The 16,314-nt window shown below is 62.6% G+C and carries 18 protein-coding genes; 4 read left to right on the top strand and 14 right to left on the bottom strand.

The window, feature by feature from the left end:
* Positions 1–10: 10 nt before the first annotated feature.
* The 8 genes from ACFQ6H_RS17630 to ACFQ6H_RS17595 are packed head-to-tail and all read right to left on the bottom strand — an operon-like array spanning position 11 to position 6,986.
* The gene (locus ACFQ6H_RS17630) at positions 11–637 is read right to left on the bottom strand and encodes a TenA family protein (protein WP_378446932.1); all 627 of its coding nucleotides are present in this window, start codon (positions 635–637) and stop codon (positions 11–13) included.
* Positions 634–1,386, bottom strand: coding sequence for a glutamine amidotransferase (locus ACFQ6H_RS17625; protein ID WP_003939869.1), 753 nt, complete (start codon positions 1,384–1,386; stop codon positions 634–636). The genes ACFQ6H_RS17630 and ACFQ6H_RS17625 overlap by 4 nt, the downstream gene beginning before the upstream one ends.
* The gene (locus ACFQ6H_RS17620) at positions 1,379–2,470 is read right to left on the bottom strand and encodes a phosphotriesterase (RefSeq protein WP_378647574.1); all 1,092 of its coding nucleotides are present in this window, start codon (positions 2,468–2,470) and stop codon (positions 1,379–1,381) included. Before ACFQ6H_RS17620 ends, ACFQ6H_RS17625 begins: the two co-directional genes overlap by 8 nt.
* The gene (locus tag ACFQ6H_RS17615) at positions 2,425–3,468 is read right to left on the bottom strand and encodes an ABC transporter permease (protein ID WP_372025252.1); all 1,044 of its coding nucleotides are present in this window, start codon (positions 3,466–3,468) and stop codon (positions 2,425–2,427) included. Before ACFQ6H_RS17615 ends, ACFQ6H_RS17620 begins: the two co-directional genes overlap by 46 nt.
* Positions 3,465–4,235: an ATP-binding cassette domain-containing protein gene (locus ACFQ6H_RS17610; RefSeq protein ID WP_372025254.1), complete on the bottom strand. Its 771-nt coding sequence runs from the start codon at positions 4,233–4,235 to the stop codon at positions 3,465–3,467. Before ACFQ6H_RS17610 ends, ACFQ6H_RS17615 begins: the two co-directional genes overlap by 4 nt.
* Before the next feature lie 2 nt (positions 4,236–4,237).
* Positions 4,238–5,245, bottom strand: a complete 1,008-nt coding sequence (locus tag ACFQ6H_RS17605; protein WP_019745494.1) for a substrate-binding domain-containing protein — start codon at positions 5,243–5,245, stop codon at positions 4,238–4,240.
* Positions 5,242–6,141 carry a carbohydrate kinase family protein gene (locus tag ACFQ6H_RS17600; protein ID WP_378647572.1) on the bottom strand — a complete coding sequence of 300 codons (900 nt, stop codon included), beginning with the start codon at positions 6,139–6,141 and terminating at the stop codon, positions 5,242–5,244. The genes ACFQ6H_RS17605 and ACFQ6H_RS17600 overlap by 4 nt, the downstream gene beginning before the upstream one ends.
* Positions 6,142–6,143: 2 nt before the next feature.
* Complete coding sequence (locus ACFQ6H_RS17595) at positions 6,144–6,986, bottom strand: BtpA/SgcQ family protein (RefSeq protein WP_003940276.1); 843 nt, start codon at positions 6,984–6,986, stop codon at positions 6,144–6,146.
* A gap of 234 nt (positions 6,987–7,220) precedes the next feature.
* On the opposite strand from ACFQ6H_RS17595, the gene ACFQ6H_RS17590 reads away from it, so the two are divergent.
* Complete coding sequence (locus ACFQ6H_RS17590; RefSeq protein WP_141488323.1) at positions 7,221–8,246, top strand: LacI family DNA-binding transcriptional regulator; 1,026 nt, start codon at positions 7,221–7,223, stop codon at positions 8,244–8,246.
* Here the strand turns inward: ACFQ6H_RS17590 and ACFQ6H_RS17585 are convergent.
* From ACFQ6H_RS17585 to ACFQ6H_RS17570, 4 genes are all read right to left on the bottom strand, one after another.
* A complete protein-coding gene (locus ACFQ6H_RS17585) occupies positions 8,207–9,289 on the bottom strand; it encodes a M20/M25/M40 family metallo-hydrolase (protein ID WP_378647570.1) in 1,083 nt (360 codons plus the stop codon). The genes ACFQ6H_RS17590 and ACFQ6H_RS17585 overlap by 40 nt on opposite strands.
* Before the next feature lie 26 nt (positions 9,290–9,315).
* Entirely contained in the window at positions 9,316–9,933 is a 618-nt protein-coding gene (locus ACFQ6H_RS17580; RefSeq protein ID WP_378647568.1) for a class F sortase, read from the bottom strand.
* Positions 9,905–11,593 carry a hypothetical protein gene (locus ACFQ6H_RS17575; protein WP_378647566.1) on the bottom strand — a complete coding sequence of 563 codons (1,689 nt, stop codon included), beginning with the start codon at positions 11,591–11,593 and terminating at the stop codon, positions 9,905–9,907. Before ACFQ6H_RS17575 ends, ACFQ6H_RS17580 begins: the two co-directional genes overlap by 29 nt.
* Positions 11,594–11,726: 133 nt before the next feature.
* Positions 11,727–12,299 carry a peroxidase-related enzyme gene (locus ACFQ6H_RS17570; RefSeq protein ID WP_378647564.1) on the bottom strand — a complete coding sequence of 191 codons (573 nt, stop codon included), beginning with the start codon at positions 12,297–12,299 and terminating at the stop codon, positions 11,727–11,729.
* 154 nt (positions 12,300–12,453) lie between these two features.
* On the opposite strand from ACFQ6H_RS17570, the gene ACFQ6H_RS17565 reads away from it, so the two are divergent.
* Positions 12,454–13,332: a GyrI-like domain-containing protein gene (locus ACFQ6H_RS17565; RefSeq protein WP_378647562.1), complete on the top strand. Its 879-nt coding sequence runs from the start codon at positions 12,454–12,456 to the stop codon at positions 13,330–13,332.
* 63 nt (positions 13,333–13,395) lie between these two features.
* On the opposite strand, the gene ACFQ6H_RS17560 is transcribed toward ACFQ6H_RS17565, so the two are convergent.
* Positions 13,396–14,043, bottom strand: a complete 648-nt coding sequence (locus tag ACFQ6H_RS17560; protein ID WP_019745502.1) for a CoA transferase subunit B — start codon at positions 14,041–14,043, stop codon at positions 13,396–13,398.
* On the bottom strand, positions 14,040–14,786 hold the full coding sequence (locus ACFQ6H_RS17555; protein ID WP_378629781.1) for a CoA transferase subunit A: 747 nt from the start codon (positions 14,784–14,786) through the stop codon (positions 14,040–14,042). Before ACFQ6H_RS17555 ends, ACFQ6H_RS17560 begins: the two co-directional genes overlap by 4 nt.
* Positions 14,787–14,957: 171 nt before the next feature.
* Here ACFQ6H_RS17555 and pcaH point away from each other — a divergent pair, with 171 nt between their 5' ends.
* Together pcaH and pcaG are read left to right on the top strand one after the other, a co-directional pair.
* Positions 14,958–15,677, top strand: a complete 720-nt coding sequence (gene pcaH, locus ACFQ6H_RS17550) for a protocatechuate 3,4-dioxygenase subunit beta (protein WP_095972088.1) — start codon at positions 14,958–14,960, stop codon at positions 15,675–15,677.
* A complete protein-coding gene (gene pcaG, locus ACFQ6H_RS17545; RefSeq protein WP_378647560.1) occupies positions 15,670–16,311 on the top strand; it encodes a protocatechuate 3,4-dioxygenase subunit alpha in 642 nt (213 codons plus the stop codon). The genes pcaH and pcaG overlap by 8 nt, the downstream gene beginning before the upstream one ends.
* Positions 16,312–16,314 lie beyond the last annotated feature (3 nt).

Below are 16,314 nucleotides of genomic sequence, written 5' to 3'. Positions count from 1 at the left end.
CAGCAGGGGTTCACACAGCCACTTTGTGAAAATCGATCTCCGCGGCCAGCATGCCGGAGAACCACCGATCCAGGTCCTCGTCGCTCACGGACTCGGGCATGGCGTCCACCTCGCACGCCAGCACCGCCACCTGAGACACGAACGGCGGAGCGACATGCATGTCCACCCAGTCCTGCAACGCTGGTTCGCGCTCGACCTTGACTGCCGCAGCCTCCCGGCACCACGACAGATACAGGGTTTCCGCGGCGTACATGCCCACCAGGGCCGCTGCCCGGCCCTCGTCGCGGGCGAGGGCCAAGGCGTGCGTGGACAGCACAGCCGACTCCTCGACCAGAGCCGCTGCGTCACCCTCGTAGGGGAATCGGGAACGCAACTGCGCAAAATACTCGCGCTGTTCGCCCACCAGGTTCGACATCGACGTCACGTGGTCGAGCGCGTCGTCGAGCGTCGGGGATTCGGCGACCACCAACCCCAACACCTTGACGGCCGTCAGTACAAATGCCTCTTCGATCACGAGGTACCGGCGGAATCCCTCATCACTCAACGTCCCGCCGATGGTCTCCGTGATGAATGGAACCGCCCGCGCGGCAGCGAGGTTACTCTGCTGCCGCGCGAGCAGGTCTGAGGACCGACTCATTCGCCGGCGACCCAACTGATCAAGCCGTCGAACAGGTCGGTGTATCCGGGCCACTGCTCACAGAACTCCGGCGGAGCCCAGTGCGGGGAGCAGTCCGAGGTGAAGACGATCGACCGTCCGGCGCCGTATTCACCTGCAGCGACAAGCGGATCGCCGTTGATGGTGGCGGGAACCACGGCACCGTCCTTCGCGACGACGCGGTTGTATCCCAGGAGCGCCGGCCAGGAATCGCCGGCACCACCGAGAGCCGGGTGAGCAGCATCGACGACGGTGGGAACGATCCCGGCCGGTGTCTCGACGCGATCGTCCTCGGCCAGCATCGTCACGGGCAGTACCTCGGCGATCGCGGTCTGGCGGAAAGCTGCTCGCGCCTGGAACCCGGAGAACGAGAGGTAGCCACCGATCATCATCAGTGAGCCACCGGCGTTCACCCAGTCACGAAGCGCAACAAGGCGATCCTCGCCGGCGCGGAACTGGTCGAACACGCCGGGAGCCAGCTGCAGTGAGTTCGCTCCGATGTCGGAGAGAACGACGACGTCGAACTGCGACAGTGCTTCTGCGGTACCGGGGAACTGCGTCGGCACCAGGTGTGCGGGCATGTGTGTCACGTCGTGGCCACGTGAGGTGAGCGCATCCCTCAGCGGACCGACTCCCTCGACGTAGGAATGGACACTGAACTCGTCGACGCCCTTGACGTGCGTCGACGTCGTCATCCAGCTCTCGCCGGCGATCAGTACTCGTTTACCCATGACTGCTTCTGTTTCCTTTCGCGGCCTGCTCGAAGAGCGACCTCGGGTTGTCTCGCATCAGTGCGGACACTTGCTGGGGATCTACGCCTGCGCGCACCAACCGTGCGGCGAAGGCGAGTGGTACGTAGGAGAATCCGTTACCGCCGTGCTTTCTGAGCATTGATTTGAGGAAGAGGTCGTGACTGAGCAACAGTTGTGAGGCGTGGCCGGAAGTCACCAATCCGGCTACCGCAGTGGCTGTTTCCGCCGGATGTGGTGAAAGACCCTCGCCGGGGAAGTCGAAAGGCATTCCGATCATGTCGAACTCGAGAAATACTCCGCGGTCGGCGAGCGATCGTTGGTAGTCGGTGTCGTGTCCCGACGGGTCCATGTGGCACAGAACTACGGCTTGCGGATCGACGCCCATCTCGTTGACGACGATGTCGACGACGTGATGTCCGACGCGCTGCCAGCCCGGAAGGTGGACGAACAGGGGCACGTCCACCTCTCGCTGAGCGATGCACGCCGCCCGCAACGCTTTCGCCTCGTTCTGAGTGAAGAGCGGGGAGACGCCGATCTCCCCGATCACTCCCGGAGCCAATTCCTTTGCCGGATCGAACTCCTCGACGAGCGAACCTGCCAGATCGTCGACACCGAGTTCGTGGACCTCGACCGGATGAGTCGTCTCGAGGTACCACCCTGAACCCATGATCACTCGCACGTCAGACTTTCGCGAGAACTCAGCCAACTTCTCCGGCGCCCGGCCCAGCCCCGGCGGCGTCAGATCGACGATCGTCCGACCACCGAGGCGAGCGAAGTCCGCAAGGTCTTCCACCACGGCCGCTGCGTCGTCGACTCGACAATTGTCGAGGCTGTAGTACGGATTGTCGTGAAGAAGCCAGGCATCCTCGGCACGTACCGGACCGGCCAACCGCTGCGCCACAACCGGATCCGGGGCCTCGGTGTATGCACCGGTGACGTCGTTGTGCAGATGTTCGTGTGGGAGAACCAGCCCGAGTTCCGAGCTGTCCACAGTTCCCGTGACGGTACGAACCTTGCTCATGAGCGTGCAGGCCCCGACGGTGCGGACTGCAGGTGTCGCCACAGCGCGCTCAGTGTGTGTCCGCGCATGTTGATCCAGATGGCCAGTAGCAGAACGACACCGGTGATGATCGGCGTCAAGAACGGGCTCACGCCGAGCAGGGTCAATCCGTTGGCGATGATGCCGGTCAGAACGGCACCGATGACGGTACCGATCACGGTGCCGCGGCCGCCGAAGAGGTTGGTGCCACCGAGAACCACCGCGGTGATCACGGTGAGCTCGAATCCCGTTGCGGAGTTGGCCGAACCCGAGCCCAGTCGAGCCGCGATCAGTAGTCCCGCGATGCCTGCAGCCAGGCCGGTGAAGACGAGCGTCATCATGAGCACACGACGCGTGTTGACGCCGGACCGTCGTACGGATTCGACGTTGGAGCCGATACCGGTGACGTAGCGCCCGAAGCGCATGCGGTTGAGCGCAATTGCTCCGATGACCACGACGACGAGAGCAATCCAGGCGCTGGCGGAGAACCCGAGGAATTCCGCAGTTCCGAGCTTCGCGAAGTAGGTGTCTGCCGGGACCGGAACGGAGAACCCTTCGGTCCGGTACAGCGCGATGCCGCGGATGACGGACATCGTCGCCAGAGTCACGATGAACGGCGGAATGCCCTGGTAGGCAGCGAGCCAACCGTTGACCAGACCCCAGGCCGCACCCATGACCGGGGCGGCGACGAAGACCAGGGACGAATCGACGCCCGCCTGGATCAATTCGGCACTCATCGCCGCGACGAACGCGACGATCGCACCGACGGACAGGTCGATCTGACCGGCCGTGATCACGAAAGTCATTGCTACCGCGATGATCAGAACCGGAGCGATCTGGGTTGCCAGGTTCGACAGGTTCGTGAATGTCAGGAACGACGACGTGGTCGCCGAGAAGACAGCTGCGACAGCAATTGTCACCGCGAGCATCGCAAGCGTCGGCTTGTTGACGCTGTCCCACAACGACGGCTTGGCGGCGAGCTTTCGCTCGACCGGTGCCTGGGTCTTCTCGAGAGTGGTCATGCCGTGACTCCCTGTGCTGCTGCCGGTGTCCGTTGCGGCACCGGAGTTCGAGTGATGAGTCCGACGAGAGACTCGATGTTGAGGTCGCCGATCGGAACGTCGTCGACGCTCTGCCCCTCGTACATGACCGTGATTCGGTCACACACGCGGAACAGATCCTGCAGGCGGTGCGTCACGAGAATGACGCCCACCCCGGCCGCTGCCACGTCCGTGATCAGCTTGAGCACCGACTCGACCTCTGCGACGGCAAGCGCTGCGGTGGGCTCGTCGAGGATCAGCACGTCGGGCCGGAAGGAGACCGCGCGGGCGATCGCGACGGTTTGCCGCTGTCCGCCGGACAGCTGCCCGATCTCCTGGTAGGTCGACTTCACCTTGACATGCAGGTCAGCAAGAATGTGAGCCGCCTTCTCGTGCATGGCATGCCGGTCGAGGAAGGGACCCTTTCGCGGTTCTCGGCCGAGGAACAGGTTGCTGGCGACGTCGAGCGTGTCGCACAGAGCCAGGTCCTGGTAGACGATTCCGATCTTCTTCTGCTGCGCGTCGAGCGGCGTCGAAAAGCGTACTGGTTCACCGTTGACTCGCATTTCACCGCCGTCGTGCTGAACCGCGCCGGCGAGAATCTTCATCAGAGTGGACTTACCGGCGCCGTTGTCGCCGACCACTCCGAGTACTTCACCCTTCGCCAGCCGAAGGTCCACTCCTTGAAGGGACTTCACCGGTCCGTACGACTTGGTGATGCCCGAGAGTTCGATCAGTGGAGGTGCCATGATTACTTCTCCAAGTAGTACATGTAGTCGGCCACGTTCTCCGGAGTCACGATCTGGGTGGGAACGGGGATGTTTGCCGGAGCGCCGCGTCCACAAGCCAGGTCGATTGCCGAATTCATTGCCTCGTGGCCGAATTCGAAGGTGTTCTGCTGGACCACGCCTTTAAGCCAACCGGCTTTGAGTCCGCCTACCGCCTGATCCGAAAGATCCCAACCGACTGCTTCGATGCGATCCTGCGCCTTCTGACTGTTGACCGCCGCGACGAGTCCGATCAAGGCCGGCTCACCGGTTGCGTAGACGTACTTCATGTCGCCACCGCCGGTCAGCAGGTTCTCCGCTGCGGTCTGTGCGTTCTCCTGAATGTTACGTCCGTCCACGACGGTGCCGACGGTCATTCCGCGGCCGGTTACGGTCTCGGTGAAGCCCTTCTGCCGCTCCAGCTGGACAGTGCTGTTGAGCGCCCCGACAATACCGACCGTTCCGGTGTTGTTCGCGACATCGGCCAAGGTGTTTCCGATCTTGGCACCGCCCTCTGCATTGGCCGTACCGACCTGAGTCGACAGTGCCGGATCGTCGATGGTCGCGTCGACCGCGACGACAGGGATGCCCGCGTTCTTGGCCTTGACCACCGACGGCTTGATTCCGTCCGTGTCGATCGCGTCAACGATGATCGCGTCGACACCGGCGGCGATCAGATTGTCGAAAGCATTGGCCTGTGCGACGGAATCGTCGTTGCCACTGATGATCTGCAGGTCGACGCCTGCCTTGTCCGCGACGTTCTTCGCGGCATTGTTGATCTGGTTGAAGTACAGCGCCTGAAGGTTGATGGTCACCAGACCGACCTTGAGCTTGCCGTTCGTCCCGTCACAGCTCTCGGCGACCCGGGTCGGCTGCGGGATGGACGAGCCACCCGATGCGTCTTTCGAGTCGCTCGACGACGCCGAGTCACAAGCGGTGAGCGTGAGCGCGACTGCAGCTCCCAGAGCCAGAGGCAATGCACGTTTCATCATCGAGTCTCCAAAAGGGTGTGAGGGGTCAATGTTGCTGTGAAGCTGTCCAATTCATCTCGGGTAGGGCATCCGCGGGGTCCGGCAGTGGCGCAAGCCAATGCAGCCGATGCCCCGGCGAGTCGTGCGGCGTCTACCGGTGAGCGCCCGGCGTCGATGAAGGCTATGTACGTACCGCCGAAGCAATCACCGGCTCCGACTGCATCGACGACGTCGACCACTACTGCCGGTTCGCTCGTCACCTCGCCGTCCGGTGTAGCCAGTGTCCAACCTCGCGAGCCGTCGGTCACCAATAGGTGGGTGTTGTGCTCGGCGGCCAGTGTCTGCCACTGATCGAAATCGATCCCGAACTCGCCTTCCCACAGGGAGCGCCCTACGACCACGTGATCAGCGAGTGCGAACGCCCGCATCGCTGCGGTCTTGTTTTCACAACCGTCCAGATCGATTACCAGACTTACGCTTCCCGGTAATTCATCCGGGAGGAAGACCGCACGGTATCCGTCGAGGAACAGTCGTCCACCGCCGGCAGCGGCCAATCGGGTGACGACAACTCCGATGCGTTCGGCATCGTTCGGGTCATCCTGGCTGATGATGGAGCGATCGCCGTCCTGCGCGATGAGAACAACTGCCGTCGACAGGAACGCATCTCGCGGCGACCAACTGGTGTCGACGCCATCTGCCTCGAGGGCTTCGAGAAACTCGGTGGACCGCGCGTCCGGGCCCACAGCACCGGCAAAGATCACCTGCGCGCCCATTCGGGCCGCGGATACCGCAGCATTTGCATTCATTCCACCGTCGATCTGACTGATGGCCGTTGCCTGAACGCGCTCCCCGAGTACTGGTACGTGTGGGACATGCACCGTCACATCGTTGTTGGCGTATCCACAAAAGACAATCATGGTTACTTTCCTGCAGCCCGGGACAGTTCGCGGACCTTCTCGCCTGCGACCCGTCCCCACCAGCGTCCATTGTCCTTCACCGAAGATGCAACTATGGCGCCGTCGCATTCCTTCATCAGCGCTGCGACATTGGCAGCCGTGATGCCGGATCCGATGATCACCGGAAGAACGGTGTTGTCTCGGATCACGGAAACCTCGTCGACCGAAGCGGCGTCACCGGTGCGCGAACCCGTCGCGATCAGAACATCTGCGTCGAAGAACTCGGCGTCTTCGGTCTGTTCCGCGACAGTGCGGTCCGCGACAATGGCATGCGCACCGTGCTTGACGTGCACGTCAGCGAAGATCCTGACCGGGTCGGCGCCGATGCGATGGCGGAAGCGCGTCGTCTTGGCGGCCTGGCCCTCGATGAATCCCTCATTGGCAATGTAGGCATTGGCCCACTGATTGACGCGCACAAAACTCGCGCCTGCCGCCCATGCTGCGGCCACTCCGCACTCGCCGGCGTTGGACAGGATGCTGACGCCGACGGCCTTGCCGAACTCGCCGACCACCGCTGCCGTGATGACGCCCATGCTGGCGGCGGTCTCGTATCCGTGTTCACCGGGCTTGAGGAACGGTATGTCCCAATGATTTTCGACGATCACACCGTCGAAACCGTTGTCGACGTACGCGTGTGCTTCCTCCACAGCGAAGCGAGCAATTTCCGAAACCGGCTGCCCGGTGTAGTGCGGGCTGCCCGGCAGAGCAGGGAGGTGGATGGCCCCGATGAGAGAAGGCGTGCCGGTGAACATCTCTGCCAACGCCGAGGGCTTGGGCGGAAAGACTCCGAGCGGTGATGCGGTCACTTCAGCTACCCCATTCCATGCGCAAGATGTGCGCTGTATGTCCATGCACAAGATCTGCACACGATGTAATCGATTGCCTTGATGATTTAGCAGGTTATGCGATCAACACCGGGTTGTGTCAAGGATTTCACAATTCGAATATGTAAACGATTGCCTCAATCGCGTTACATGCGGGACACTGGACCGTGCGGTTCGATAACCTCGGACCCGAATCGAGCAGAAAACGGGGGACGCATGCGCAAGGCGACCATTCGCGATGTCGCGGAACTGGCCGGGGTGTCAACTGCCACCGTGTCGCGGGCACTGTCCGGATCCCGCCCTGTCTCTGACGAGCTTGCAGCGACGATCAAACGAGCCGCGGATTCTCTCGGATACTCGGGAAACATCATCGCCAGCTCACTGCGTCGTAATCGGACGGACACTGTCGGAATGGTGGTTCCGAGCATCGCGAACCCCTTCTTCACTTCGTTGGTGGTCAATGTCGAACACGTCCTCGCGCAGCGCGGACTACAACTGTTCCTGTGCGATTCTCGTTCCGACCCCGACGTGGAAGCGCAGCGACTGAAGTCGCTCGTCTCGCGACAGGTAGACGGAATCATCATCAGCCCGTGCCACGGCGAACTGAGTGCCGAGGCCGTCCGAGCCAGCGCGGCAACGCTTCCGGTCGTTCAACTGGACCGGTTTGCCATGGATACCCAGACGGACTGGGTCGGCGTCGACGACGACGCCGCACAATCCCTCGTGATGGAGCATCTGTCCGAGCGTGGCGCGCGATCGGCCGCCTTCATCAGTTCCGAGCTGACCAATTCGTCAACAGAACTTCGCCGGGCCGGCTTCTTCCGCCACGCGGATCGAATGGGCATCGAAACTCGTGACGAGTGGACACAACTCGGCGAGTACTCGATCGAGTGGGGGCGCACGGCGTCCAACACCATCCTGACCGGCAAAACTCGCCCCGACGCTCTGGTCTGCGCCGACGACTTGATTGCACTCGGCGTGTTGCAAACCTGCCACACACTGGGCATCGACGTCCCCGGCGACGTCCTGGTCACCGGTTTCGACAACATCCCGTTCTCCGAACTGTGCAATCCGCCGTTGACCACCGTCGGACAGCCACAGGAGAGAATCGCGGAAGAAGCTGTGCGACTTCTGGATCAGGCGATGAACAACTCTTCCGAGTCGACAGCCCACATTGCGCTTGCTCCTGAACTGATTGTCCGTCAGTCCACCGTCGGCCAAGCAGCAGCGACCGCACCGTAAGCAGCAATTGCATCGTCCAGTTCCGAGACCTTTACGCTTTCGTTGGCCGCATGCATCAGCGAGGGAGTACCAGGCCCCCAGATCACGACGGGAGCTCCTGGGGCGGCCGCTGCCAGCACCGAAGCGTCGGTGAAGTACGAAACCGGTTCGGTTGCAACAGGGATCGGCAAGGTGGCCAACCACGGATCCGACGCGTCGGTACGCACACCTCCCAGGTGAATCGACGTCTCTACCGAGTCGACCTCCGGTTGGGCGCGCCACCATGCGAGCAGGTCTGCGCCGTCTCCCACCGTGCGGTGATCGATCACCGCACGTGCACTGTCCGGCACGATGTTCGGAGCCGAACCCCCGCCGACCAAGCCGAGGTTCCAGGTTTCGGCACCCAGGAACGCGTCCGACGACAGCGGAAGCTCACGTCGAGCTCGGTCGACGACGTCGAGCAGTTTGAGGACGGCGTTCGTTCCTCGCTGCGGCGTACTTCCGTGCGCGGCTTTTCCTTTGACGGATACCTCGAGCCACAGTGCACCGCGGTGCCCCAGGTTGATTCGATTGCCCGTCGCCTCGGGAACGATGACTGCCCCGACCTGGAGATCCGCTACGGCGTCGGCCGAACGAACGGCACCGAGCGATCCGATTTCCTCGTCGCTCGTCAGCAGTAGTGCGACCGGGACTCCACGTTCGAAGGCGTCGACTACCGCGGCAGTAGCGGCAACAAGGCCGGCTTTCATGTCCGATGTTCCTCTGCCGAGGAACAATTCGCCGTCGACCTGCGCGGCATAGGGATCGAACTCCCAGTCGGAGACAGTGCCCACCGGCACCGTGTCGACGTGGCAGGCGAACAGCAGTCTTGCCGCCGAGGGGGCTGCTTCGTTGGTGATCAAGGCCCAGGGATGTTTGCCGGTCAGATCCGACTCCGCCTTTGCCTGCGGCGCACGCGAGAGCACCAACGAGACAATCGAATCCATGGCTCTGCGCTGGGGAGCTGCCTCTCCGGAGACCGTGTCGAGGGCTACCAGTTCCGAGAGAAGACCGAGAGAATCCATGTACCCATTGTTGCACTGTCGCGGATTCAGTGCGTTGCCAGCTGAGCGACGACGATGTAGTTGTCCGGCGTCGACTCCCCCTCGACGACATCACAATTGGCGAGGATCAGCCGTCCCGGAACGGATTCGCGCAACTCGTGTGCGCCCAGCAGCGAACCTTTGTGCAGCGGCCCGACGGTTTCGACGTCGTACTCGAGCACTCCGTTCGGTGTTTCCAGCAGGACGCGATCACCTGGCTCCACTACGCGTAGCGCTCGGAACGGTGCTTCGCGAGTGGTGTAGTTGTGCCCGACGACAACAACGGTCTGTGCGGTCGACGTTCCCGGCAGTCCGCTCTCGCCCCACCACACCGGCAGCTCGTCGACCGGATTCAGCTGCTGTCCACTCTCGCCGCCGCGCATCAGTTTCTCCGCGTGCAACGGACTGCTCAGGTACGTAGCCCCGGACGCAGACCTCAATTCGATCCGTTCCGGTTCGGCCGGGTCGACGTTCACCGATGCCGGTGCAGCCGCGATATGCGACTGCACCGGCGAGCGGTCAGGTAGCGATCCAGCGTTCTCGCCCGAACATCCGGATACGAGGAGTGCGAGGATCGCTACCGCCGAGAGGCCCGCGCTACGCAGACGTGTTGCCCGTACCGTCATGACGCTTGCGACGGACGACCACCGTCGTAGCTGCTGCGGCTGCGGCGCCCACGACTCCGACGCCGATCAGCACAGCAGGCAGATTGGAACTGCTGCTACCGCTGGTGCTACTTGCAGTGTCACCGAGAGCAAGATCGACCGGGGGCAGGCTTCCGGCAAGTGCCGGATCACCGTCGGCGTCGGTGACGTAGTAGTCGACGACGTCGAAGGCGCCCTTGTTGTTGTAGTAGCCGACCAGCTTCACGCCGGTCTTGTTCACTACAGCGGTGGTCTCGTCTACCTTCGTGACTCCGGAACCGTCGTCAGTGTGCTCACCGATGATCACTTCACCGCCGACGCCTGTTCCGTTGTCGATCTCCTTCTCGCCCTTTGCCTTGAGCTCGTCGACGATCTTCTGCGCTGCATCCGCTTCGGCCTTTGCGGCAGCCGCGGCAGCCTGAGCTTCCTTGGCCTTTGCAGCTGCGGCGTCGGCTGCGGCCTTGGCGTCTTCGGCGGCCAGGTAAAGATCCTGTGCCTTCTTGCTCGCCGCTTCGGCAGCTTCGGCCTTCTTGGCGGCTTCGGCAGCCTTTTCGTCGGCGATTGCTCGCTTGTCGGTGGCCGCATCCCCTGCAGCATCGGCCTGGGCCGTCTCTGCGGCCTTCTGTGCAGCGTCGGCGTCCTTCTGTGCAGAAGCTGCGGTAGCAGCAGCTTCGTCGGCGGCCTTACGGGCGGCCGTGGCAGCTTCTACCTCGGTTGCAGCCGCGGACTCGGCTGCCTTGGCGGTGGTTTCGGCGGCGGTGGCCACCTTCTGAGTTTCCTTGACGGTGATCGCGAGCTGCTTGGCATTCCAAGCGGCGGCCAGCGCCTGAGCCTTTGCGGCGAGTCCCTTCGCGATGTCCCAGTTCTTGAAGGCTTCGTCGGCTTCCTTGTTCTTGTCCGCTACCAGTTTGGCGTTTGCATCCGCGGCGGCCTTCGCCTCATCTGCTTTGGCCTGCAGAGCGTTGGCCTCGGCGCGCGCCTTTGCTGCCTCTTCGGTCTTGGTCCCCGAACCGGCGGCCTTCGCAGCTTCCTCGAGTTCCGTTGCCTTGGCTGCGGCAGCGTCTGCTTCTGCCTGCGCTGTTTTTGCTACCTCTTTGGCGTCGGCCGCAGCGGACTCCGCAACCTTGGCCGCCTCTTCGGCTTGCTTGGCAGACTGTTCTGCTGCTCCGGCCTCAGCCTTGGCCTGGGTCGACTCGACCGCCGCCTTGGTTGCCTCGACGCTCGCCTGAGTCATTGCCTCGGTCGCCTTCACCGAAGTGTCTGTCGCTGCGGACGAGTCGACCCCTGCCGTCGCGGCTGCTTCGGCCGCCTTCGCTGCGGCGTCGGCTGCGGCTTTGGCTTTTGCTTCGGCTTCCGCCAGTGCTGCGGCGTCCGTTCCCGCGGTTCCGGCAGTACCTGCTTCTGCAGCGCCGGCCTCGGCCTTCTCGGGTGCGGTCTCGGTGCTTGTCGCCGCGTCGGCGTCGGTAGTGGGAACTGCCTCTTCCTCAGCGCAGGTCACCAGCGGATCTGCGCTCGGGGTACACACGGTTTCCGGCTCTGCCGATGCAATTCCCGTGCCGCCCACCGCCAATCCGAGAGCGAGTACGGCACCGGCGGCCGCAGAGCGGACCCTCCGAGAATGGGCGATGGACTTCTCCGACATAGCGCTCAACCTTTCGGCCTTCTTTACGAAGACGGCAATTCCGGCGTGGACAGCCTTTACTTCGTCGGCTGAGTTCCAGACGTTACGACCGGTCGGTCCGAAAAATTGGAAGCTTATGTTCAGCGAGCAGGAATCAGGACCTCGGAACTCGCCCCATCAGGTAAAACTCCGAGTTGGGCAGCATGCCGGAAAAACTCGCCATTCGGTTACTGAGGCCGAAAAAGGCAGTGATCGCCGCAATGTCCCACGCATCCTCGTCACCGAAGCCGTGCTCATGGAGAGCATCGAAATCGGCGTCGGCGATTTCGTGAGAGGCGGAGTTCACCTTGGTGGCGAAGTCGAGCATCGCGCGCTGACGATCGGAGATCTCCGCAGTGCGATAGTTGACCGCAACCTGATCGGCGACCAGCGGCTTCTTCTCGTAGATACGCAGAATCGCGCCGTGCGCAACAACGCAGTACGTACATTTATTGGCCGCAGAGATCGCGGTGACGATCATTTCTCGATCACCCTTGGTGAGCGCGGAATCTTCCTTGAGCATGATCGCGTCGTGGTACGCGAAGAATGCCCGGAACTCGGCTGGCCGACGAGCGAACATCAAGAAGACGTTGGGCACGAACCCCGACTTCTCCTGGATCTCGAGAATCTTGGTGGCGATGTCCTCGGGCACCTCGGTCAATTCAGCCTGCGGAAAACGGGTGCTCACTGTGCCTCCTGGTCAACCATCGATGTTCGATTCAAGATAATGATGATTAACTGAGTTGTCCAGATGCATTTCCTGCCCTACTTTTTCGGGCACGGATAGTCGGGTACGACCGAGGCGATCTGCGTAGCGTGAAACCCGTGAACAGGAAGACACGATGATCGACGGACTGAACCGCGCGCTCGACTACATCGAAGGCAATCTGAGCGGCGAGATCGACACAGCCGAGATGGCAAGGCTGGCAACCACCTCGGAATATCACTTCCGAAGGATGTTCTCGGCCCTAGCCGGCATCCCCGTGTCGGAGTACATCCGTCGACGTCGACTCACCCTCGCCGGTGCCGAGTTGTCGGTCAGCAGGTCAGGAGTGTTAGAGACAGCCGTGAAGTACGGGTACTCGTCCGCGGAAGCCTTCACACGAGCGTTCACCACATTTCACGGCGTGAGTCCCGGCGCAGTCAAACGCGCTCCCGCCGTTCTCAAATCACAACCGAAGCTTGTCATTCACGTGACGTTGGAAGGAGCCACACCGATGGACTACATGCTTGTAGACAAACCCGCCTTGACGGTAGTCGGATTCAAAACCCGGGTACCACTGGTTCACGAAGGTCCCAATTCTGCCATCGAAGATTTCACCCGCACCGTGGACAAGGTCGCGCTGCGAGGGCTGCGCGAACTGTCCGATCAAGAACCGGAGGGAATCGTCAGTGTTGTCGACAATTTGGCGCATCCCAGAACCGAAGGCACAGAACTGGATTACTACCTGGGAGTGGTCACCGGCGAAACCGCGCCCTCAGGCTTCGAAGCGCTTTCGGTCGACGCACACACGTGGGCCGTGTTCACCGCCGACGGATCGGCAATCGAGCCTGTGCAGTATCTGTGGCGAGACATCTGCACGGAATGGTTCCCGGCCAACCCTTTTCGCTCCGTGCCTGGTCCCGAGATAATGCGTACCGAGTACAACGACGATTTCACCGTCGCGCGATTCAAACTTTGGATTCCGGTCGAGAGCGAACTGAACGACGTCGGGGCGTAATGCTGCCGCCGGGTCGGTTGAAAGTCACGACCCGGCGGCTGAGCACATCGATGAAACGACTTGTCAGAGAATCAGTTTCGCACCGGTGGCAGCAACCACGTCGTCGACGCTGATGCCCGGAGCCGTCTCCACCAGGCGGAGACCGTCGTCAGTCACGTCGATCACGGCCATGTCGGTGATGATTCGCTGGACGCAGCCCTTACCGGTCAACGGAAGTGAGCACTCCTCCACGATCTTGTGCTCGCCCTTCTTCGAGACGTGCTCCATCATCACGATGACACGCTTTGCGCCGTGGACCAGATCCATCGCGCCGCCCATGCCTTTGACCATGTGGCCGGGGATCATCCAGTTCGCGAGGTCTCCGGTGGCACTGACCTGCATGGCACCGAGCACGGCAACGTCGACCTGGCCGCCGCGGATCATGCCGAACGACGCTGAGGAGTCGAAGAACGACGCACCGGGGAGAACGGTGATGGTCTCCTTGCCTGCATTGATCAGCTCGGGATCGAGTTCGTCCTCGGTGGGGTACGGCCCCACGCCCAGAACGCCGTTCTCCGAGTGCAATACGACGGTGATATCGGTCGGGAGGTAGTTCGGAACCAGCGTCGGCATACCGATGCCGAGGTTCACGTACTGCCCGTCCTCGAGTTCGCGCGCGACGCGGGCCGCCATCTCTTCGCGGGTGAGTTTGGTGGGTAGTACAGAAGTCATGCTCGTACCGTCCGATTCTCGATGCCGACCGTCACGGGGCCGACGTGGACAACACGCTGAACGTGAATGCCCGGCGTGTGGATCTCGGCGGGGTCGAGCTCACCCGGCTCTACGAGGTGCTCGACCTGCGCAATGGTGATGCGCCCCGACGTTGCTGCAGCCGGATTGAAGTTCTGGGTACTCGCGCGGTAGACGAGGTTGCCATGCCGGTCACCTTTCCAGGCATGGACCAGTGCATAGTCGGCGACGATGCCGCGCTCCATCACGTAGGTGACGCCGTCGAAGTCACGAGTTTCCTTGGGCGGACTCGCAACTGCGATGCCGCCGCTGCCGTCGTAACGCAGTGGCAGGCCACCGTCGGCGACCTGGGTGCCGACGCCGGCCGGGGTGAAGAACGCGGGAATTCCGGCTCCCCCGGCACGCATGCGCTCGGCGAGCGTGCCCTGCGGCGTCAGTTCGACTTCGAGCTCACCGGAAAGGTACTGACGCGCGAACTCCTTGTTGGAGCCGACGTACGAGCTGACAGTACGGCGGATGCGCCCCTTCTCCAGGAGCACTCCGAGCCCGAACCCGTCGGTGCCGCAATTGTTGCTCACCGTTTCGAGTGACGTCGCGCCCTGCGCGAGGAGCGCATCGATGAGGATCTCCGGCACTCCGACGAGTCCGAAACCTCCGACAGCGATCGTGACGCCGTCCGGCACGTCGGCGACGGCCTCGGCAGCAGTGGGAATGACTTTGTCCATCATGTCGATCACAGTAGCGCGGTGCGTACGTATTGTGAACCCCCGTGCGCATCACGAACATTTTTTGCCCCCGGCATTGCCTGGGTCACATTCACGAACTATTCTGTTCGCAGAGCGCAACACATGTACACATTGCGAACACCTTCACGTAACCGAACGACGAGGTTCCCTATGCTGCATCTACCGCCGAGGTACCAGCGGCCGACTGGCGTCAACGCCCCGGCCGATTTCGCGGACTACAAGACCACTTCTCTTCGCCACCCGAAGCAACCGCTGAAGCTGCTCCCCCAGCGCCTCACGGAGCTCACCGGGCCGGTATTCGGCGAAGATCGCGTCGGCGCCGGCGAAAACGACCTGACCATTGCCAACGGCGGCGAAGCACAGGGGCAGCGCATCGTCGTCCACGGGCGCGTACTCGACGGCGACGGAAAGCCGGTCCCCCACACGCTGCTCGAGGTGTGGCAGGCCAACGCCGGTGGACGCTACCGCCACACCGGCGACAACTGGCCCGCGCCGCTGGACCCGTTCTTCAACGGGCTCGGTCGCTGCGTGACCGACGCGAACGGCCACTACAGCTTCACCACGATCAAGCCCGGCGCCTACCCGTGGATGAACCACGACAACGCCTGGCGACCGGCCCACATCCATTTCTCGCTGTTCGGCACGGCATTCACGCAGCGCCTCGTGACGCAGATGTACTTCCCCGACGATCCGATGTTCTTCCAGGACCCGATCTACAACGCGGTGCCCGAAGAGGCCCGTCATCGCATGGTCAGCGTCTTCGACTACGACGCCACAGTCCCCAACTGGGCTCTCGGGTTCCGCTTCGACATCGTCCTGCGCGGCCGTAACGCCTCCGTATTCGAGAACGAGGAAGACCACGATGACTGATCACACCGCGAAGCCCGCACCCACTTATCCGGTCGTCCCCGGCGACTTCACCACTGCCCCCTTCGGTGTCACGCCCTCTCAGACCGTCGGGCCGTACTGGCACATCGGCCTCCCCTGGACGGACGGCCCCGACGCTGCCCCGAGCGATACCCCCGGACGAATCACGCTGGCCATCACGGTGATCGACGGCGCCCGTACACCCGTCGCGGACGCGATGATCGAAACATGGCAGGCCGATACGCTCGGACGCTTCAACCATCCGGACGACCCCCGCGGCGCAGTGGACCTCACTCCGACGGGTTTTCGCGGATTCGCCCGCAGCGCAGCGGATCCCACGGGCACCGCACTGGTTCACACCGTCAAACCCGGAGCGCAGCCGACTGAAACGGATGTGGACGAAGCCCCGCACGTCAACGTGTCGGTCTTCGCTCGCGGCATGCTCGACCGCCTGGTCACCCGCTTGTACTTCCCCGAGGACACCGACGCACACGCAACAGATCCGGTGCTGTCTTCACTGAGCGAAACCGAACGCGCGAAGTTGGTTGCAACCAAGGTCGACGATGGGTACTCCTGGACGGTCTATGTTCAGGACGAGGACGCGAACGGCGTCGAGACGCCCTTCTTCGAACTGTAAGAG

The sequence above is a fragment of the Rhodococcus sp. NPDC056506 genome, assembly GCF_042794945.1.
Taxonomy (GTDB): domain Bacteria; phylum Actinomycetota; class Actinomycetes; order Mycobacteriales; family Mycobacteriaceae; genus Rhodococcus_F.
This window is presented reverse-complemented; position numbering and strand designations above follow the sequence as displayed.